The organism is Celeribacter sp. SCSIO 80788 (genome assembly GCF_051054295.1).
In the GTDB taxonomy this organism is placed as follows: Bacteria; Pseudomonadota; Alphaproteobacteria; order Rhodobacterales; family Rhodobacteraceae; genus Celeribacter.
Genome location: NZ_CP150482.1, coordinates 2,609,345 through 2,628,327 on the forward strand (window position 1 = coordinate 2,609,345; position 18,983 = coordinate 2,628,327).

The 18,983-nt window shown below is 61.8% G+C and carries 26 protein-coding genes; 6 read left to right on the forward strand and 20 right to left on the reverse strand.

Annotated elements, in window-relative coordinates:
• Nucleotides 1-19 precede the first annotated feature (19 nt).
• From acpS to folK, 7 genes are all read right to left on the reverse strand, one after another.
• Nucleotides 20-424, reverse strand: a complete 405-nt coding sequence (acpS, locus tag V1471_RS13155; protein ID WP_434289362.1) for a holo-ACP synthase — start codon at nt 422-424, stop codon at nt 20-22.
• Nucleotides 421-873, reverse strand: a complete 453-nt coding sequence (locus V1471_RS13160) for a hypothetical protein (protein ID WP_434289364.1) — start codon at nt 871-873, stop codon at nt 421-423. Before V1471_RS13160 ends, acpS begins: the two co-directional genes overlap by 4 nt.
• Before the next feature lie 9 nt (nt 874-882).
• Complete coding sequence (locus V1471_RS13165; RefSeq protein WP_434289366.1) at nt 883-1,632, reverse strand: pyridoxine 5'-phosphate synthase; 750 nt, start codon at nt 1,630-1,632, stop codon at nt 883-885.
• An 84-nt stretch (nt 1,633-1,716) separates the two neighbouring features.
• Nucleotides 1,717-2,367 carry a DUF2062 domain-containing protein gene (locus V1471_RS13170; RefSeq protein ID WP_434289368.1) on the reverse strand — a complete coding sequence of 217 codons (651 nt, stop codon included), beginning with the start codon at nt 2,365-2,367 and terminating at the stop codon, nt 1,717-1,719.
• Nucleotides 2,368-2,386: 19 nt separating this feature from the next.
• Nucleotides 2,387-4,504: a RelA/SpoT family protein gene (locus V1471_RS13175; RefSeq protein ID WP_434289369.1), complete on the reverse strand. Its 2,118-nt coding sequence runs from the start codon at nt 4,502-4,504 to the stop codon at nt 2,387-2,389.
• A gap of 45 nt (nt 4,505-4,549) precedes the next feature.
• Nucleotides 4,550-4,903, reverse strand: coding sequence for a DNA-directed RNA polymerase subunit omega (gene rpoZ / locus V1471_RS13180; protein ID WP_066707970.1), 354 nt, complete (start codon nt 4,901-4,903; stop codon nt 4,550-4,552).
• A gap of 96 nt (nt 4,904-4,999) precedes the next feature.
• Nucleotides 5,000-5,608: a 2-amino-4-hydroxy-6-hydroxymethyldihydropteridine diphosphokinase gene (gene folK, locus V1471_RS13185; RefSeq protein ID WP_434289371.1), complete on the reverse strand. Its 609-nt coding sequence runs from the start codon at nt 5,606-5,608 to the stop codon at nt 5,000-5,002.
• A 138-nt stretch (nt 5,609-5,746) separates the two neighbouring features.
• On the opposite strand from folK, the gene V1471_RS13190 reads away from it, so the two are divergent.
• From V1471_RS13190 to V1471_RS13210, 5 genes are all read left to right on the forward strand, one after another.
• Nucleotides 5,747-6,307: an NYN domain-containing protein gene (locus tag V1471_RS13190; protein ID WP_434289373.1), complete on the forward strand. Its 561-nt coding sequence runs from the start codon at nt 5,747-5,749 to the stop codon at nt 6,305-6,307.
• A 93-nt stretch (nt 6,308-6,400) separates the two neighbouring features.
• Nucleotides 6,401-7,363 carry a 4-hydroxy-3-methylbut-2-enyl diphosphate reductase gene (ispH, locus tag V1471_RS13195; protein WP_434289375.1) on the forward strand — a complete coding sequence of 321 codons (963 nt, stop codon included), beginning with the start codon at nt 6,401-6,403 and terminating at the stop codon, nt 7,361-7,363.
• Nucleotides 7,360-7,953: a class I SAM-dependent DNA methyltransferase gene (locus tag V1471_RS13200; RefSeq protein WP_434289377.1), complete on the forward strand. Its 594-nt coding sequence runs from the start codon at nt 7,360-7,362 to the stop codon at nt 7,951-7,953. Before ispH ends, V1471_RS13200 begins: the two co-directional genes overlap by 4 nt.
• Complete coding sequence (rnhA, locus tag V1471_RS13205) at nt 7,946-8,416, forward strand: ribonuclease HI (RefSeq protein WP_434289379.1); 471 nt, start codon at nt 7,946-7,948, stop codon at nt 8,414-8,416. The genes V1471_RS13200 and rnhA overlap by 8 nt, the downstream gene beginning before the upstream one ends.
• Nucleotides 8,413-9,036 (forward strand): trimeric intracellular cation channel family protein, encoded by a 624-nt coding sequence (locus V1471_RS13210; RefSeq protein WP_434289381.1) that lies wholly within the window; start codon nt 8,413-8,415, stop codon nt 9,034-9,036. The genes rnhA and V1471_RS13210 overlap by 4 nt, the downstream gene beginning before the upstream one ends.
• A gap of 4 nt (nt 9,037-9,040) precedes the next feature.
• Here the strand turns inward: V1471_RS13210 and V1471_RS13215 are convergent, their stop codons facing one another.
• The 7 genes from V1471_RS13215 to def (V1471_RS13245) are packed head-to-tail and all read right to left on the reverse strand — an operon-like array spanning nt 9,041 to nt 12,083.
• Nucleotides 9,041-9,178, reverse strand: a complete 138-nt coding sequence (locus V1471_RS13215; RefSeq protein ID WP_434289383.1) for a hypothetical protein — start codon at nt 9,176-9,178, stop codon at nt 9,041-9,043.
• Nucleotides 9,175-9,414: a GlsB/YeaQ/YmgE family stress response membrane protein gene (locus V1471_RS13220; RefSeq protein WP_434289385.1), complete on the reverse strand. Its 240-nt coding sequence runs from the start codon at nt 9,412-9,414 to the stop codon at nt 9,175-9,177. The genes V1471_RS13215 and V1471_RS13220 overlap by 4 nt, the downstream gene beginning before the upstream one ends.
• 4 nt (nt 9,415-9,418) lie before the next feature.
• A complete protein-coding gene (locus tag V1471_RS13225; protein ID WP_066707945.1) occupies nt 9,419-9,658 on the reverse strand; it encodes a hypothetical protein in 240 nt (79 codons plus the stop codon).
• A gap of 10 nt (nt 9,659-9,668) precedes the next feature.
• On the reverse strand, nt 9,669-10,574 hold the full coding sequence (fmt, locus tag V1471_RS13230) for a methionyl-tRNA formyltransferase (protein WP_434289387.1): 906 nt from the start codon (nt 10,572-10,574) through the stop codon (nt 9,669-9,671).
• The gene (gene def / locus V1471_RS13235; protein WP_434289389.1) at nt 10,571-11,074 is read right to left on the reverse strand and encodes a peptide deformylase; all 504 of its coding nucleotides are present in this window, start codon (nt 11,072-11,074) and stop codon (nt 10,571-10,573) included. Before def (V1471_RS13235) ends, fmt begins: the two co-directional genes overlap by 4 nt.
• A complete protein-coding gene (gene def, locus V1471_RS13240) occupies nt 11,071-11,562 on the reverse strand; it encodes a peptide deformylase (protein WP_434289390.1) in 492 nt (163 codons plus the stop codon). The genes def (V1471_RS13235) and def (V1471_RS13240) overlap by 4 nt, the downstream gene beginning before the upstream one ends.
• Nucleotides 11,562-12,083, reverse strand: a complete 522-nt coding sequence (gene def / locus V1471_RS13245; RefSeq protein ID WP_434289392.1) for a peptide deformylase — start codon at nt 12,081-12,083, stop codon at nt 11,562-11,564. Before def (V1471_RS13245) ends, def (V1471_RS13240) begins: the two co-directional genes overlap by 1 nt.
• Nucleotides 12,084-12,221: 138 nt before the next feature.
• Between def (V1471_RS13245) and V1471_RS13250 the strand changes: the two genes are divergently transcribed.
• A complete protein-coding gene (locus V1471_RS13250; RefSeq protein ID WP_434289393.1) occupies nt 12,222-13,400 on the forward strand; it encodes a MalY/PatB family protein in 1,179 nt (392 codons plus the stop codon).
• On the opposite strand, the gene V1471_RS13255 is transcribed toward V1471_RS13250, so the two are convergent.
• The 6 genes from V1471_RS13255 to V1471_RS13280 all read right to left on the reverse strand — a co-directional run bounded on the left by V1471_RS13255 (nt 13,401) and on the right by V1471_RS13280 (nt 18,983).
• Entirely contained in the window at nt 13,401-13,748 is a 348-nt protein-coding gene (locus V1471_RS13255) for a hypothetical protein (protein ID WP_434289395.1), read from the reverse strand. It abuts the gene before it with no gap.
• 115 nt (nt 13,749-13,863) lie between these two features.
• A complete protein-coding gene (gene cobM / locus V1471_RS13260; RefSeq protein ID WP_434289397.1) occupies nt 13,864-14,631 on the reverse strand; it encodes a precorrin-4 C(11)-methyltransferase in 768 nt (255 codons plus the stop codon).
• Complete coding sequence (cobJ, locus tag V1471_RS13265) at nt 14,628-16,448, reverse strand: precorrin-3B C(17)-methyltransferase (RefSeq protein WP_434289398.1); 1,821 nt, start codon at nt 16,446-16,448, stop codon at nt 14,628-14,630. The genes cobM and cobJ overlap by 4 nt, the downstream gene beginning before the upstream one ends.
• Nucleotides 16,439-17,155, reverse strand: a complete 717-nt coding sequence (cobI, locus tag V1471_RS13270; protein ID WP_434289399.1) for a precorrin-2 C(20)-methyltransferase — start codon at nt 17,153-17,155, stop codon at nt 16,439-16,441. The genes cobJ and cobI overlap by 10 nt, the downstream gene beginning before the upstream one ends.
• Nucleotides 17,152-18,348 carry a precorrin-6y C5,15-methyltransferase (decarboxylating) subunit CbiE gene (gene cbiE / locus V1471_RS13275; protein ID WP_434289400.1) on the reverse strand — a complete coding sequence of 399 codons (1,197 nt, stop codon included), beginning with the start codon at nt 18,346-18,348 and terminating at the stop codon, nt 17,152-17,154. Before cbiE ends, cobI begins: the two co-directional genes overlap by 4 nt.
• A complete protein-coding gene (locus V1471_RS13280; protein WP_434289402.1) occupies nt 18,345-18,983 on the reverse strand; it encodes a precorrin-8X methylmutase in 639 nt (212 codons plus the stop codon). Before V1471_RS13280 ends, cbiE begins: the two co-directional genes overlap by 4 nt.

Below are 18,983 nucleotides of genomic sequence, written 5' to 3' on the forward strand. Positions count from 1 at the left end.
AAGGCGGGGTTTTATAGGGTTATTCCGGGATCGGGCGGGCCTCGATCACCACGAAAGCCTGCGCCCAAGGGTGATCGTCGGTCAGCGTGACATGGATGATCGCCTCATGTCCCGGCGGTGTCATCTCTTCAAGCCGCTCTTTGGCCCAGCCCGTGACCTCCATCACCGGTTGCCCGGTGCGGAGGTTGTTGACCGCCATGTCCTTCCACGAAATCCCCATGGCAAGGCCGGTGCCCAGCGCCTTGGAACAGGCCTCCTTGGCGGCCCAGCGTTTGGCGTAGGTGCCCGCCACATCGCGGCGGCGTTCGGCCTTGGCCTGTTCGACCTCGGTGAAGACACGGTTCTTGAAGCGCTCGCCGAAACGGTCGAGCGTTGCGGAGATGCGGTCGATATTGGCGAGATCGGAGCCGATGCCGAGGATCATTCGACGCGAACCTCTTCGGAAACGACAAGGTCGGGGGCGCTCTGGTCGATCCGCAGGGTGAGGGTGACGGGCAGGACCGCCTCCCCCTCATAGCGTTCCCCCGGCAGATCCAGTGTCAGGCCGGTTGCGGGATCGTAACGCGCATTCAGCGCGGCGAAATCGAGCGAGAGATAGCCCATGTCCTCCGCCGCAGAGATCACATGGCACTGACGTTCGCCCAACGCCGTATAGGGCGGGGTCAGGATCAGGAGATGAAACGCGGCGGCTGCCGGTTCGACCGTGTCGAGCAAGGCCACGCGGATCGCGCCATTGGCGAAACTGCGGCTGTTGTCTTCCCAAGGCTCGACCAGAGCCGCGCTTGAGGCGCGCCAGTCGCAAGGCGTGATCTCGGCCGCGAGAGCAGGCAGAGACGAAAGGCAGATCCATACAGCAATCAGGGCGTTTTTCATCCTGTCAGCTTACCGGCTTGCGCGCACCTCGTCCATCAGGCGACGCATTTCCTGAATCGCCGGGATGATACCGCGGAAAATCGCTTCACCGATCAGGAAATGGCCGATGTTCAGCTCGGCGATCTCCGGCAGGGCGGCGATGGGTTGCACGGTGTCATAGGTCAGACCGTGACCGGCATGGACCTCGAGCCCCAAGGAATGGGCGAAAGCGGCCATGTCGGTGAGACGTTTCAACTCGTCGTCGCGCTCGGTGAATTTGCCTTCCGCATGGAGATCGCAATAGGCGCCGGTATGCAGCTCGACCACCGCAGCACCGATGCGATGCGCCGCCTCGATCTGGGGTCTGTCGGCGGCAATAAAGATCGACACGCGGGAGCCTGCGTCGCGCAGAGGTGCAATGAAATGCGCGAGACGGTTTTCCTCGCGCGCAACCTCAAGCCCGCCTTCGGTGGTCCGTTCTTCGCGCTTTTCGGGGACAAGACAAATGGCGTGCGGTTTGTGCCGGAGCGCAATTTTCTGCATCTCGTCGGTCGCGGCCATCTCCAGATTCAACGGCACGGAAAGGTTCGTCACCAGCGCCTCGATGTCCGCGTCGGTGATGTGGCGACGGTCTTCGCGCAAATGCGCGGTGATCCCGTCGGCCCCCGCCTCTTCGGCCAGTTTCGCGGCGCGCACCGGGTCCGGGTAGGCCGAACCACGCGCATTGCGCACGGTGGCGACGTGGTCGATGTTCATGCCAAGACGGAGTTTCTCACTCATGATCCTATTCCCAGACGGTTTGCGTTTGAGCGGACCATAGCGCGCGGGCCGGGAAAGAAAACCGACAATTTCTAATGGTGCCGATCAAGGCTTGTGCGCGGCTTTCTTGGCCTGTTTCTTGCGGCGCAGCTCTTCGAGCTTGGCCTTGAGCTTGCCGCGACGGCGCGCCTGATAGGCGGTGATCATCGGCAGGGTGATATAATAGGCCGCAAGCCCCGCAATGAGACCGGGAATGATGCCACCGACCAGATAGGGAAAGAAGATCTCGTGCAGGAAGCGGATCAGCGCGTCCCAGTTCGTGTCCCGGTCGGTAAAAAGCGCGAGGAAATTGCGCCAGAAATCGTCGGCGGCATCGAAGAACTTGCCGATGAAACTGCGCTCGTGATTCGGATCGAACCGGGTGCCCAAGAGGAAATGCCCCATCTTGAGCGAGATCACCCCGATCGGCACATAGGTCAGCGGGTTGCCGACAAAGGTCGCGAGCAAAGCGGCGATGACATTGCCGCGCATCAGCTTGGCCAGAAGCGCCGCGATGATGAAATGCAGACCGAAAAACGGAGTGAAAACGGTGAAGACGCCAGCAAAAACGCCCCGGGCGATCTTGTGCGGCGTGTCGGGAAGACGGTGCAGCCGGTGTTTCAGATATTGCACGGCCCGCCCCCAGCCGCGTTTCGGCCAGAGGGCTTGCGCCAGCCATTGCATCGGCGTCAGCTTATCCCGGCGTTTGAAAACCAACCTGTCTCCCGTGGGCCGCTCAGGGCCGTCTGTCCAAATTCCTGTACCGGCGCACCCGTGCCACGTCACTTTCCGCCTCGAGCGCCAGCATCACCGCATGAAGATGCTCGACGTCCCGCAGGTCCACATCGACGATCAGCCGATAGAAATCGGGCTTGCGATCCTCGAAGCGCAGATCCGAGATATTCGCCTTCTGCTCACCGATCAGCGTGCAGATCCGCCCGAGCACCCCGGTGTCGTTCGAGATCGTGATATCGAGCGTAACGGTATACTCCGGCGCATGTGGCCCGGAATGCCATTGCAGGTCGATCCAGCGGTTGGTCTCGGCCTCGAGCTCTTCGAGACAGGGGCAATCGATGGCATGGATCACCACGCCCTTGCCACGATAGGTGATGCCGACGATACGCTCGCCGGGGACCGGTTGGCAACATTGCGCGCGATTGTAACTTTCGCCCTCGGAGAGACCCAGAACCGCACGTTTCGAGTCGATGGCCGAGCTTTCGCGCACCAGCTCCGGATAGACCGTGCGCACCACGTCGGAGGCGGCCAGCTCGGCAGAGCCCAGACGGGCCAGAAGCTCTTCGGCAGTGCCCAAAGACATCTGTTTCGCCGCCGTCGCCAGCGCCTTTTCAGACGCCTTCTTGCCGACATGTTCGAAGGCCACGCGGGCCAGTTCCCGGCCCAGCTTGACGAAACGTTCGCGGTCTTCCTCGCGCAGGGATTTGCGAATCGCCGCCTTGGCGCGACCGGTCACGACGATGTCGAGCCATGTGCCTTGGGGACGCTGGCCCTCGGCGGTGAGAATTTCCACCGACTGGCCGTTTTTCAGCCGGGTCCAGAGCGGCACACGGATGCCGTCCACCTTGGCGCCCACGCAACTGTCGCCGATCCGGGTGTGGATCGAATAGGCGTAATCCAGCGGCGTTGCGCCTTTCGGCAGGGACACCACCTCGCCCTTGGGCGTGAAGGTGAAGACCTTGTCGGAATACATCTCGAGCTTGACGTGTTCGAGGAATTCGGAGTGATCCTCGGCATTCTCGAAACGCTCGGTGAGGCTCGCCAGCCATTTCGTCGGATCGACGGCAAAGGGGTTCTTCGCCCGCACGCCATCGCGATAGGACCAGTGGGCGGCGACGCCCGATTCCGCGACCTCGTGCATCTGCCGGGTGCGGATCTGCACCTCCACCCGCTTGCCGTCGCGCCCCGACACGGTGGTGTGGATCGAGCGATAGCCGTTGGATTTCGGCTGCGAGATATAGTCTTTGAACCGGGTCGGTACGGCACGCCAGCGTTGGTGGATCACGCCGAGGACACGGTAGCAATCCATCTCGGAGCGGGTGATGACGCGGAAGCCGTAAATGTCGGAGAGACGGGAGAAGCTTTGTTGCTTCTCCTCCATCTTGCGCCAGATCGAATAGGGTTTCTTGGCCCGTCCGAACACGTCGGCGTCGATGTCCTCGCGCTCCAACTCGGCGCGGATGTCGTTGGTGATCTTGTGGATCACATCGCCGGTCTCACGTTGCAGCGTGATGAAACGGCGGATGATCGAATTGCGCGCCTCCGGGTTAATGACCCGGAAAGACAGATCCTCCAACTCCTCGCGCATCCATTGCATCCCCATGCGGCCCGCCAAGGGCGCATAGATGTCCATGGTCTCGCGCGCTTTCTGGAGCTGTTTCTCCGGGCGCATCGACTTGATCGTCCGCATGTTGTGCAGACGGTCGGCGAGTTTGACGAGGATCACCCGCAGGTCCTTCGACATCGCCATGAACAGCTTGCGGAAGTTTTCCGCCTGTTTGGTCTCTGTCGAGGAGAGTTGCAGGTTGGTAAGCTTCGTCACCCCATCGACCAGTTCTGCGATCTCTTCGCCGAACTTGCGCGCGACCTCCTGGTAAGAGGCGCGGGTGTCTTCGATCGTGTCGTGAAGAAGTGCCGTGATGATCGTCGCATCGTCGAGCGATTGCTCGGTCAGGATAGCGGCAACAGCGACGGGATGGGTGAAATAGGGTTCCCCTGAGCGGCGGAACTGCCCCTCATGCATCTCGCGCCCGTAGGCATAGGCCTCGCGGATCAGATCGGCATTTGTCTTGGGGTTGTAGTTGCGGACCAGTGCGATCAGGTCTTCGACGTCGATCATTTTGGTCCGCGAACTCCGTGGATTGGGGCCATAGGGCCCCGCATCTTAGTTTTGACCCTGCGCTTCCATCAGCGCGCGCAGCAGTTTCTCTTCGGACATGTCGTCCTCGACCGGCTTGTCGGCCTCTTGGCCCATGAGAAGCGCCATCTGATCGTCTTCCGGCTCATCGACCTCGATCTGGGTCTGATGGCTTTCGATCATCCGCTCGCGCAGCGCGTCGGCGGATTGAGTTTCCTCGGCGATCTCGCGCAGAGCGACGACCGGGTTCTTGTCGTTGTCGCGATCCACGGTCAGCGAGGAGCCTGCGGCGATTTCGCGGGCACGGTGTGCGGCGAGCATCACGAGCTCGAAGCGGTTCGGAACCTTGTCGACGCAATCTTCAACGGTCACGCGGGCCATGGGATCTCCAATCGTTCAGACGGGGGGTGCAATTCAAAGGCTCTATTTAGGCGCTCCCCCCGCCCTTGACAAGCGCCCTTTCCACTCATTCTACCCCTATTCGGGCAGGATTTCGAGGCCTGCGAGGGGTTTCACCTCGGATTTCTCCGCCTCGGGACGGGACGCGAGCATCTCCGCCACGGTTTGTCCGAGGATCGGGTGCCGCCAGTCGGGCGCGAGATCGGCGAAGGGAATCAGCATGAAAGCCCGGTCCTGAATGCGCGGATGCGGCAGGATCAGTTGGTCCGGGGCGCGCACGCTCTGCTCGGCCAAAGGCAGTGTGATCCAACTGTTCACAGAAGCGATGTCGGGCAGAACCTCGCCCTCCACCGCCATCAGATCGAGATCGATCGGACGCCCGGCCCAGCGGATCTTGCGCACCCGGCCGAAGGAATGCTCGACCTCATGGAGACGGGCAAGAAGCGCCTCCGGGGCGAGGCTTGTCTCGATCTCGGCGGCGAAATTGATGTAATCCGGCCCAGCCCCTTTCGGGAAGCAGGGGGTCTCGTAAATGCCGCTCACCGCCGTGATCGCAAGATCTGCGTCCTTCAAATCGCGCACAGCCGCGCGCAATGTCTCGATCGGCGCGCCGGCGGTCGACGGCAGATTCGCCCCAAACGCAATCCATGCGCGCCTTTTTGCCCAGTTGTCGGTTTGTTTACCCACCTGACCCGTCCGCCCTATATATTTAGACAAGTGTTGATTTGGCCGGTTTCATACTATTTCACTGTGCAGAAAGCCAAGAACAACTGACGCACCGCGTCCAGCGGTCGTCCAAAAAAGACAAGATAAAAGGACCTTTAGATGTTTTACAAAGATGAACGGCTTGCCTTGTTCATCGATGGTTCGAATCTTTATGCGGCAGCGAAATCGCTTGGATTCGATATCGATTACAAACTTCTCCGACAGGAATTCATGCGTCGCGGCAAACTTCTGCGCGCTTTTTACTACACCGCCCTTCTGGAAAACGACGACTATTCGCCGATCCGTCCGCTGGTCGACTGGCTGAACTACAACGGGTTCACCATGGTCACGAAGCCCGCCAAGGAGTTCACCGACTCGATGGGTCGCCGCAAGATCAAGGGCAACATGGACATCGAGCTCGCAGTGAATGCGATGGAGCTTGCGCCCCATGTCGATCACATCGTGATCTTCTCCGGCGACGGCGATTTCCGCCCGCTGGTCGAAAGCCTGCAACGCCAGGGCGTGCGCGTCTCCGTGGTCTCCACGATCAAGACCCAGCCGCCGATGATCGCCGATGAGCTGCGCCGTCAGGCCGACAATTTCATCGAGCTGAACGACCTCAAGGATGTGATCGGTCGCCCGCCGCGCGAACCGCGCGACGACGAAGGTTACGAGAACTGATCGAGAAAGCCCCCTCCCCGGGGGCTTTTCTTTTCCCCGTCGTTGCACTCGGGCACGTTCAAAGCTACCTCTGAAAAAGATCAGGAGCGCGCCATGACCGATACGACCCCCAAACCCCCTCTCACGCTTTATCTTGCCGCGCCGCGCGGGTTCTGCGCCGGTGTGGATCGGGCGATCAAGATCGTTGAAATGGCGATCGAGAAATGGGGCCCGCCGGTCTTTGTCCGCCATGAGATCGTCCACAACAAATTCGTGGTCGACGGGCTCAAGGCCAAGGGCGCGATTTTCGTCGAGGAGCTGACCGATTGCCCCGACGACCGGCCGGTGATTTTCTCCGCCCATGGCGTGCCGAAAGCCGTGCCCGCCGAGGCCGCCAAACGCGAGATGGTCTATGTCGATGCCACCTGTCCGCTGGTGTCCAAGGTGCATATCGAGGCGGAGCGCCATCATGCCGACGGGCTTCAGATGATCATGATCGGCCACGCCGGTCACCCGGAGACCATCGGGACGATGGGACAACTGCCCGAGGGCGAGGTTCTTCTGGTCGAAACGCCCGACGATGTGCCGGGGCTTGAGGTGCGCGATCCGGAACGCATGGCCTTCATCACCCAGACGACATTGTCGGTCGATGACACGGTCGATGTGATTGCGGCTCTTCGGGCCCGTTTCCCGAATATCGTCGGCCCGCACAAGGAAGACATCTGCTACGCCACAACCAACCGGCAGGCTGCGGTGAAAGCCATTGCCTCAAATATCGACGCACTTTTGGTCATCGGTGCGCCGAATAGTTCGAATAGCAAACGTCTGGTCGAAGTGGGCAAAGCCAATGGCTGTGCCTATTCCCAGCTCGTGCAGCGGGCGCCGGACATCGACTGGCGCGCGCTCGAAGGCATCACTTCGGTCGGCATCACCGCCGGGGCCTCCGCGCCCGAGGTGCTGGTCAACGAGGTGATCGACGCCTTCCGCGACCGCTATGACGTGACCGTCGAGCTGGTGGAAACGGCGCAGGAAAATGTCGAATTCAAAGTGCCGCGTGTGCTGCGGGAGCCTGCATGAACGGGGTCGATCCGACCATTTCGATCTACGATACGCAGGCCGCGGCCTATGCCGCGCGCAACACGCAGCTTTTTGAATTGCCGCAGGCGCAGGCCTTCGCAGACGAGCTCCCCGAAGCCGCGCGTATTCTCGATTTCGGCTGCGGACCCGGGCAATATTCCGGCTGGTTCGCGAGCCAGGGCTTTCACATCGACGCCTGGGACGCATCCGCAGAAATGCTGCGCCTTGCTGCGCAGCATAAGGGCGTTACGACCCGTCTGGCACGGTTCAATGAGCTGTCCGAGACAGGCCGTTTTGATGGTATCTGGGCCAATTTCAGCCTGCTTCATGCCAAACGTGATGCCCTGCCCGATCTGCTCAGTCGCATTCACCGCGCGCTGAAACCCAAAGGCCTGTTTCACATTGCCATGAAGCTTGGCGAGGGCGCCGGGCCGGACAAGCTTGGACGCTATTACACATATTACGGCGAGGCGGAGCTTGAGGGGCTCCTCAACGCCGCAGGGTTTACGATCACGGATCGACGACTGTTTGACGGCGTGGGGCTTGACGGCACCGCCGGGCGCTATATCACCCTGCTTTGTCATGGCTGAATTTTACGCATATACCGACGGGGCTTGCTCCGGAAATCCCGGCCCGGGTGGCTGGGGCGCTTTGCTTGTCGCGAAAGACGGCGACACGGTCCTGAAGGAGCGCGAGCTCAAGGGCGGCGAAGCGGAGACCACCAACAACCGCATGGAGCTTTTGGCGGCGATCACTGCGCTCGAGACGCTGGAACGTCCGTCGCATATCACGGTGATCACCGACAGCGCCTATGTGAAAAACGGGGTGACGGGTTGGATTCACGGCTGGAAGCGCAACGGTTGGAAAACCGCGGCAAAGAAACCGGTGAAGAATGTCGATCTTTGGCAACGCATCGACGAGGCGCAAAAGCGCCACGATGTGACTTGGGAATGGGTCAAGGGCCACGCCGGTCATCCGGAAAACGAGCGCGCCGATGAGTTGGCCCGCGCGGGCATGGCGCCATTCAAACCGTCGAAGGCGAGCGGGTCATGACCCCGCTGGCGGCGCTCGATTATGCCTCGGTGATCGTGTTCGCGATCTCCGGCGCGCTCGCCGCCTCCCGCGCCCAGCTCGATCTGGTCGGCTTTGCCTTTGTCGCCTGCCTCACCGCCGTGGGTGGCGGCACGTTGCGCGATGTGCTTTTGAACCGCGACGCCGTGTTCTGGATCGCCGACCCGACCTATATCATCATCGCCTGTCTCGTGGCCGCCGCGGTGTTTTTCACCGCGCATCTGTTCGAGAGCCGTCAAAAGGCACTGATGTGGGCCGATGCCGTGGCGCTTTCGGTGGCGGTCGCCGCGGGGGCCGGGGTGGCGCTCAAGCTCGGGCAACCGCCGGTGATCGTGGCGCTCATGGGGGTGGCGACCGGCTGTTTTGGCGGGCTGATGCGGGATGTGGTCTGTAACGAAGTGCCCTTGGTGCTCAAGCAAGGCGAGCTTTACGCCTCCGCCGCTCTGGCCGGGGCGCTGGCGCTGCTTTTTGCGTCTTATATGGAGTTTCCGCGCGTTCTGGAATTTATTCTCTGTGGCATTCTGACATTCACGCTGCGCGCAGGCAGCATGATCTGGGGCTGGTCTTTGCCGGTCTATAAATCGCGCCCGCCGAGGAACTGAGCCCTCAGGTCTTGATGTACCATGTCGCCGCCACCGCAAGGCAACAGGCGACGAACCAACCGCCGGGGCGGAACATGAGCCAAAGCCCGAGGCCGAAGAGGATGCGCGCGATCATACCGGGAATGGACAGAAGCCAGATCATTTCCGAGCTCTCAGGACTTTCCATGCCCAGATCAGAGCCATCGCGCCAAGGATTGCGCCGACAAACCCGGCGGCCACGCCGGAGAGCATCAACAGAAACCGCAGCACCAGCCCGCCGATCAAGGCGCCCAGCATTCCGATGACCACGGTGGTGATCAGATCGGTTTTCAGATCCATGATGCGGGTGGCGATAAAGCCCGCCGCCGCGCCGACGATGATCAGGAAGAGAACCGGCATCGGATCAGCGCCTCCGCCAATGGGTCGGCACGATGAGCAGCGCGCCGATCGAGGAGGCGATGGCGTTCAGCCCCGGAGACCCAAACCCAATGCCGAACATCAACCGGATGAAATAGGCGAGAAACGCGCCTCCGACACAGATGATGATCGAGGGCAGGATGCCATTGCGAGTGAAGCCGGTCCGCTCGCTGGCGTAGCCGACGATGCCCGCGATCACGATAGTGCCGATCATCACTGGAAACATGGCGTTGCCCTCACTCGAACCGGCTGCCCTCCGGCAGATCCAGCCCTTTCAAAATCTCCGCCACCGGCATAGCACGTTTGCCCTCGCGCTGCGCGGTGAGAATTTCGACGGCGCCTTCCCCGCAAGCGATGGTGAAATCACCGATCACCTCGCCAGGAGCGCCCGCGCATTCGGTCACGCGCGACATATGGAATTTGATCCGTTCCCCGTTCAGCGTGGCCCATGCGCCCGGAAAGGGCGAGAGGCCGCGGATTTGCCGGTCGATCTCGGCGGCAGGGCGGGTCCAGTCGATATGCGCCTCGGATTTGTCGATTTTCTTGGCGTAGGTGACGCCGGTTTCAGGCTGAGGAGCAGGAACGAGATCAATTATATCTTCCAGAGCCTCGACAACAAGAGATGCTCCCAACAGTGACAAACGATCATGAAGTGTAGAGGTGGTATCCTCATCGGATATCACAGTCTCATCCACCATGAGCACTGGGCCAGTGTCCAGCCCTGCTTCCATCTGCATGATGCAGACGCCGGTTTTGTTGTCCCCTTCGAGGATCGCTCGGTGGATTGGAGCCGCGCCGCGCCAACGCGGCAGGAGCGAAGCGTGGATGTTAATACACCCGAGTTCCGGCGCATCGAGAATGCTTTGCGGCAACAGCAGACCATAGGCCACGACCACGGCAATCTCGGCATTTAGCGCCGCGAAGTCGGCGACATCGGCGGGGTCTTTGAAATTCACTGGATGGCGCACCGGCAGACCAAGTTCTTCGGCACGGGCCTGAACCGGGGTCGGGCGATCTTTCTTGCCCCGTCCCGCCGGACGCGGCGGCTGGCAATAGACGCAGGCGATCTCATGGCCCGCCTCGACCAGCGCGTCGAGCACCGGAACCGAAAACTCGGGGCTGCCCATGAAGATCACTCTCATTTCATCGCTCCGGCTTTCTTGGCCTTTTTCAGGAACATCTGACGTTTCACCGGCTTCAAGTTGTCGAAATACATCTTGCCGTTCAGGTGGTCGATCTGGTGCTGCACCGAAGTCGCCCAGAGGCCAACGAAATCGCGCTCTTCCACCTCGCCCTCCTCGTTGAGAAACCGCACGGTGACGGCCCGCGGGCGGGAGATTACGGCGGACATGCCGGGCAGGTTCGGCGAGGCTTCCTCGTGTTCGCGCGGCTGCACGGAGGCGTGCAGCACCTCGGGATTGGCAAGCTTGATCGCCTTGCCACGCTCCTCCGAACAATCGACCACGGCCAATTGTTGCATCACGCCGATCTGCGGCCCGGCGAGGCCATAGCCCGGCATGGCGTCCATGGTCTCGACCATATCGGCCCAGATGGCGCGGATCTCGTCGGTGATCGCCTCGACCGGCGGCACCTTGGTTTTCAGCCGCTTGTCGGGATAGGGCAAGAAGGGACGAATGGTCATGCGTAAATCTCCTCGAGACGGGCGCGGGTTTTCGCATCGAGCCGGTCGAAATGTACCAACCCGTCGAGATGGTCGTATTCGTGCTGAATGATGCGCGCCTCGGCCCCTTTCATCTCGCGCGTGTGGCGCAGGCCGTCGAGATCGGTCCATGAGAGCGTGATGCGCGCGGGGCGGGTGACGGTCGCGGTGATGCCGGGAATCGAAAGACAGCCTTCGTCCATCTCGCAAGTGTCCTCGGACAGGTCGGTGATCTTGGGATTGATTGCGACGAGAGGAGATTTCTCCCCTTCCTTCCACGTCGCATCCATCACGAAAAGCCGCAGCATCGCGCCAACCTGCGGCCCTGCGAGGCCCCGGCCGGGGGCGTTATACATCGTGTCGAACATGTCGGAAACGAGCGTGCGAATGTCGTCCGTGATGTCATCCACCGGCGCGCAGGACGTGCTCAGCCGCGCATCCGGCCAAAGCAGGATCTCGCGCAAAGCCATCAGAGACGGGCCTTCTCGCGTTTGAGCTTCTGCATCTTGCGGGTGATCATCTGACGCTTCAACGGCTTGAGATAGTCGATGAACAGAACCCCGTCGAGATGGTCGATCTCGTGCTGAACGCAGGTGGCCCACAATTCGTCGAACTCCTGTTCGTGCGACTTGCCTTCGACATCCTGCCAGCTGACACGGACCATCTTCGGGCGCTCCACATCGGCATATTGGCCGGGAATCGACAGACAGCCCTCCTCATAGACGTTGCGTTCGTCGCTTTTCCACGTCACCTCGGGATTCACCAGAACCATCGGTTCCGGCCCGGATTTGCTGTCCTTGGCGCAGTCCATCACCAAGAGGCGCTTGATCAGCCCGACCTGCGGCGCGGCCAGACCGATACCCGGCGCATCGTACATGGTCTCGAGCATATCGTCGGCAAAGCGCGCGAGATCCTTGTCGAACTCGGTGACAGGATCGCAGTGCTTTTTGAGGCGCGGGTCGGGATGAATGAGGATCGGTTTCAGTGTCATGAGATGCATGTAATCCCTGCGCCGATGCCGCGCAACTGTGCAGCACCGAAAACGCGCAGCCCCATCGGCAGGATTTTCGGTTTTCCTTCGACCAAGGGGACGATTAGGCTCGCGGGCAATGATTTCAGGGAGCCTTCCATGACCAATCCGCTGTTCGACCCGATCATCAACCGCTTCGGCACCCATTGCGCCAAATGGGATATGATGGAAAAGATCTATGGCGTTCCCGCCGAGGATGGCATCGCAATGTGGGTCGCGGATATGGACTTCCGCCCACCGTCCGCCGTGCAACAGGCACTGGAGAACATGGCGGCGCATGGTGTCTACGGCTATTTCGGCGATGAGAGCGCGTATCACGCCGCGATCCAGTGGTGGATGAAAACCCGTCATGGCTGGACGATCGACCCGGCGTGGATTTTCACGACGCATGGCTTGGTGAACGGCACGGCGCTATGCATCGATGCGTTTACCAAACCCGGCGATGGAATCGTCCTTATGACACCCGTCTACCACGCGTTTCATCGGGTCATCAAAGCCGCCGGTCGCGAGATCGTCGAATGCCCTCTGGCGCTCGACGGCGGCAAATATGTCATGGATTTCGACGCTTGGGACAGGATCATGACCGGCAAGGAAACCATGCTTGTGCTCTGCTCGCCGCACAATCCGGGCGGGCGCGTCTGGACCCGTGCGGAGCTGGAGGGCGTGGCTGCGTTCTGCAAACGCCACAACCTTATCCTCGTGTCCGACGAAATTCACCACGATCTGGTGATGCCCGGTCATACCCACACGCCGATGGCCCTGATCGAAGGGATCGAAGACCGGCTGATCATGATGTCGGCGACGACGAAGACCTTTAACATCGCCGGGACGCATTCCGGCAATGTGATCATCGCCGACGCGAAACTGCGCGCCAAATTCGCCTCCCGCATGGCGGCGCTTGGCATTTCGGCAAACTCTTTCGGTCTTGAAATGGCCACCGCAGCCTATAGCCCGGAAGGGGCCGTCTGGGTCGATGAGCTGGTCGATTACCTCGATGGCAACCGTCAGATTTTCGATGCCGCCATTGCCGAGATCCCGGGCCTGACGTCCATGCCGTTGGAAGCCACCTATCTCGCCTGGGTCGATTTCTCCGGCACCGGCATGTCGCGCGAAGAGTTCACCGCGCGGGTCGAGAAAACCGCGCATATCGCGCCGAACCATGGGCCGACCTTCGGCAAGGGCGGTGAGCTTTACCTGCGGTTCAACCTTGCCACACCGCGCAGTCTTGTCGAAACTGCCTGTTCCCGCCTCAAGGAGGCGTTCAGCGATCTTCAGTGATCAGCGCGGCAAAAGTGCGACCGGCGCGTCATCGGGCCGGTCGTAATCCAAAGGCGGCTTCTCGGCAGCACAGGTCGCGCGCTTGAACTCGAAACTCATCTCGTGATCCTCTTCCATAGAGGCCACGATCAGCGCCTGATACAGATGTTTCGACCCGTCGAAGACATCGACCAGCCCGCGCAGATGATCGGCATTGTCACGATCCAGCGCAAAGCCATTGTCCCATGTCCGCAGGATCGGATAGGTCGCATCGCCGACCTTCACCCGGAGCCGCGACCGTTTCTTCAGGTCACGTTTGCGCGCCAGTTCGAGCCCCTCAAGCACCTCTTTCGGCAAAACATCGGTCATGTCATCCTCCGTGACGGTCGTTCTACGATAAGGATGGCACGGGATTGGTTTGCGTCAAGTTAACGTTAACGGCAGTTTCACGCCTGAGGGCCAAACGTCACCCGATTGCCGCAGATTACCCTTTCACCCGGGGCCGCAAGACATGTGGCATGGCCGGATCGTAAAGCGCAGAGTCCTTGAACTCCGCCACCTCGCCAAGCGCAGGCCCCACGAGAATCAGAGCCGTACGCGTGATCTTGGCCGCCCGGACCTTTTCGTGAATGTCCGAAAGCGTGCCCCGGATCAGCGTCTGATCCGGCCAGCCGACCCGATAAGCCACCGCCACCGGACAGTCTGCACCGTAATGCGGGGCCAATTGTCGCTCGATTTCGCGCAGGTTGCGAATGCCGAGATGAATGGCGAGCGTCGCGCCGGTACGCGCGAAATTCTCAAGCGTTTCACCCGCGGGCATGGAGGTGGATTTCATCGAAACCCGCGTCAAAACGATGCTCTGCGCGATCTCCGGAATGGTCAACTCCTGCCCCAGCGCCGCCGCCGCCGCGGCATAGGCGGGGACGCCCGGGATGATCTCATAAGGAATACCATCGGCCCTCAAACGACGGATCTGTTCGGCAATGGCACCATAGAGAGAGGGGTCCCCGCTGTGCACACGCGCGACATCAAAACCATTTTCATGTGCCATTTTGATTTCAGCGTGGGTTTCATCCAGCGTCATAGGAGCAGTATCAAGCACCCGCGCCCCCTCAGGCGCACAGCCGACAACCTCTGGCGGCACCAGAGACCCGGCATAGAGACAGACCGGACATTGACCGATGATCCGCTCCGCCTTTTTCGTCAAAAGCTCCGGATCGCCGGGACCAGCGCCGATGAAATAGACCGTCATTGCATGTCCTCCAGATGGCGGTTGCCGACGCCTTGCAAATCGCCGTCGATGCGGCGGGCATAACCCCGCGGCGTGAACATCCTCGGGCCTTCGCCAAGATGCACCAAACGTGTGTTGGACGACCCGACCAGCACGACGGTCAGCATGTCCACCTCATCGACCTCAAGCGCATCGAGCCGCCGGTAGCGTACATATTCCGTCGAGCGCCCGAGGTTCGAGGCCAGCATGACGGGCGTGTCCGCCGGGCGGTGTTTCAACAAGATCTCTCGCGCTTCGGCCAGAAGCGTGCGGCGCTTTTTCGAGACCGGGTTGTAGAAGGCGATGACGAAATCGCCCTCGGCGGCGGCTTTGAGACGGCGTAGGATGTCGTCGCGCGGGGTCAGCAAGTCCGACAGAGAGATCGCGCAGAAATCATGGCCCAAGGGTGCCCCGGCCCGTGCCGCAGCGCCTTGCAGCGCCGACACGCCCGGAGAACAGATGACCTCGACCCGCCGTGCGGCATCGGAGACACCGTGGTCTTCCGGCATGCGAGCGAGCAACTCGAAGACCAGCGCGCCCATGGCGTAAATCCCCGCATCGCCGGAGCAGACCAGCGCGACAGTCTTGCCTTTTGCGGCCTGTTCCAATGCGTAACGGCAGCGATCCTCTTCTCCGCCCAGCGGAAAATCGCTGCGGATTTTGCCAGCGGCGAGCGGACCGAGAAGATCAATATAAAGGCCATAACCGACCAGTTCTTCGGCTTCCGAGATCAATTTCGACACTTCCGGCGTGCGCCAGCTTGCCTGCCCCGGCCCGATGCCGACAACCGAAAGCCGACCTCTGGTGCGGCCTTTCAGCGTCGTGAGCGGCGCCTCCGAACGGGTCAGCGCACAAGTCGTGTTCGCCGTCTTGCGTTTCTCCTCAAACAGCGTCCCACCCGCCGCCAGCGCCGCACCTTCCGCGACGCCATGACAGCCGACCTCGGCGAAAACGACCTCCGACGGATTGGCCAGACGGTCGGCTTGCGCCTCCAGCTCCGCCGCCGTGAAAAGCCGCAAAGGCACGCCAAGCCGCGCCGCCAAAGCATTCATCGCCGGTTCGTCCGCCTTCAGATCAATGGTGTTGACCGAGGCAACCGCCCCAAGCGCAACCCCTTGATCCGAAAGCATATCCGAGACGTTTTGCCAAAGCTCTTCCGGGTCGGCATTGCGCGCGCAGCCGACGCCGAGGGCGTAGCGTTGCGGATGATAGACGAGGCGTTTCGGTCCCGGCGCGTCAGGCGTTTCGGTCACCGACAACACCACCTCCCCGCCCTGATCTGTCAGCTCGAAAATGTTCTCCCCCTCAAGGGAAACGCCCTCCCCGGCCAGCAGCGCCGCCATGGCAGATTTGGCGTTTTCCGGGTTTGCGAGGCGATAGCCCAAGGGCGGTTCGTCCAGTGCGATGCCAAGCGCTACGTCTCCGGCGGTGGTGATTGCGGCTTTGGCATCAAGGAGTTGCGCGATCTGTTGCGCCAGGCGATTGGCACCGCGATGGCCACCGAGGAGGGGCACGACGACGGAGCCGTCATCGGAGACGGAGATCACCGGAGGCTCGGTTGTCTTGTCGTTCAGAAGCGACGCGACGGCGCGGATCAGGATGCCGGAGGCGCAAACGCCGATCACTGGAATACCCGCCGCGAAGAGGTCGCGCACATGGTCTAAGGCATTGGGAAAGCTTATCTTTGCGCTGGTGCGACCTTCCCGGCCATGCAGCTCTGCGCCAAGGTCGACGGCGATTTTTGCGGCGGTTGTCTCGCCAGACGCGCTGAGCGCCACGACAACAGGGGTCACAGCCATGGATCGGCCCCTTTCACGATGAGGATCATGGAAAAATACGGTGCCTTTTCAGGTGCTTGCGCGAGCGGCAAAATCGTTTCATCCGGGGTGGATGCGCGCTCGATATAGACCGCTTTGTCGGTCAGCCCGGCCGCCTCAATCACGCTGCGAACAGCTTTGAGATGACGCCCGAGTTTCATCACCACAAGCGTGTCACAGGGCGGTAGGATTTGCGTCGGACTTGTGTCGGACAAACGTCGGGCAAGTTCCGGCGCGGGGAGGATGGTCACGACCTCGTTGCGCGCAGCGAGCGGCAGGCCCGCGACGGCGGCGCAACTCATAACGGAGCTGACGCCGGGGACCACCTCGACCGGATAATCGGCGCGCAGACGGGCGTAAAGATACATGAAAGAACCGTAGAAAAACGGATCGCCTTCACACAACACGACCACGTCATGACCGGCGTCCAGTTCGGCTCGGATGGCGACGGCCCCGAAATCGTAGGCGGCCTGCGCCGGGCCGCGGTCGACGGTCATGGGAATGTCCATGACGATCTCGCGCGTGTCTTGCGCGATGTGACCCGCCGCGATGGAGCGGGCGAACGAGCTGCCGCCGGCGAGCGTCGGATAGGCGATAACTTTCGCGCCTCCAATGAGGCGCGCCGCCTTGAGGGTCATCAACTCGGGATCGCCGGGGCCGAGACCGACGCCGTAGAGTGTTCCGGTCATTTCGTGAGGCTCCATTGCGTGACGGGCATGAAGGGTTTCCAGCCCGAGAGGCTGCCGACGGGTTTGGCGCGGGACACCGACAGGCGAGAAAGGTCTCCGCCAAATTCGCTGCGCAGCGAAAGGAGCATGGCCTCGCCCTCCAGCGTCACCGCATTGGCGACGAGACGCCCGTGCGGCTTGAGCGCGACAAGGGCAATCTCGACCACCTCACGCGTGAGGCCGCCGCCGATGAACACCGCATCGGGAGCGGGCAGATCGGAGAGGCCGTCGGGTGCTTTGGCGTCGATGAGTTTGAGCGCGGGAGCACCAAGCGCCAAGGCGTTCTGTGCCGCCAAAGCGCGACGGTCGGCACGGTGCTCGATCCCGATGGCACGGGCATCGCGGGCGGCGCGCATCCATTCGATGGCGACGGAGCCGGAGCCGCAACCGATGTCCCAGAGCAGACCGCCGCGCACCGGGCCGAGTTTGGCGAGGGTCACGGCGCGGACCTCTTGCTTGGTCATGTTGCCGTCTGAGACAAATGCATGGTCCGGGAGGCCGAAGCGCGGCAGGAGCGTTGCGCCGTCTTCCGCGATCAGCTCGACGGCGAGGGTGTGGAACTCCGGCACCTCATGCGACCAGCCGGCGGCGTTGCCGTCAAAGCGCGCCTCCTCTGCTCCGCCCATATGCGCGAGCACCGTCATGCGAGAGGGCGCAAAACCACGGTCACGCAAAATTTGCGCAATTTTTGATGGGCTTTCCGATCCTTTTGTCAAAATCAGCAATTGCTGCGATGCGGCAAGGAAGGGGATGACCTGCTCCGCCGGGCGCCCGTGAATGGTCAGGGTTTCGCAATCGGCAAGCGACCAGCCCATGCGACAGGCGGCGAGTTGGAAGGCGGAGAGCTGGGGGTGATAGAGGATTTCGGAAGGGTCGATTTCGCGACCGATCCGGGCACCGACCGAGTACCAAAGCGGATCGCCCGTGGCGAGCACGGCGACGCGGCGGCCCCGCAGGGATTTCAGATCGGAGATCAGCGCATCGAAGGGCGAGGGCCAGGCGCGGCGTTCGGCGGTGAGCGGCGCGGTCAACTCGTGATGACGGTCCGCGCCGAAGATCACCTCTGCGTCTTCGAGTACGGCGCGGGTGGCGGGGGCGAGGCTGTCGAGACCGTTGTCGCCGATACCGATGACATGGAGCCAGGGCGCGCTCATTCGCCGATCTCCGGCAGACCGACGGCAAGCGCGTTGACGGCGGCGGAAGCGATGGCCGATCCGCCGCGCCGCCCGCGGAGCGCGATGAACTCGCAACCGCGCGGGTTGGCGGCCAGTTCGGCCTTGGATTCGGCGGCACCGACGAAACCGACGGGGAAGCCAAGGATCACGGCAGGTTTCGGAAAGCCCTGTTCGATCCGTTCCAGAAGATGAAACAACGCGGTGGGGGCATTGCCAATGGCAACGACAGCCCCTTCGAGATGCGGTTCCCAGAGATCGACGGCGGCGGCAGACCGGGTGGTTCCGATTTCTTTGGCGTGCTCCGGCACCGTAGGATCGTTGAGCGTGACGATCACTTCATTCTCTGCCGGAAGATAGCGCCGGATGATCCCGGCCCCGGCCATTTCGCAATCGCAGAGGATCGGCGCGCCGGATGTCAGCGCCGCGTGTCCGGCAGCGTAAGCGTTTGGCGAATAGGCCAGACGATCCGCCACCTCGACCATGCCACAGGCGTGGATCAGGCGGATCGCGAGGCGCTCCATGCCCGGGTCGAACCGGTCCAGCCGGGCCTCCCGCCGGACGGTCGCGAAACTCTGGGCATAGATCGCCTGCGGGTCCTTTTCATAAGGGCGCAT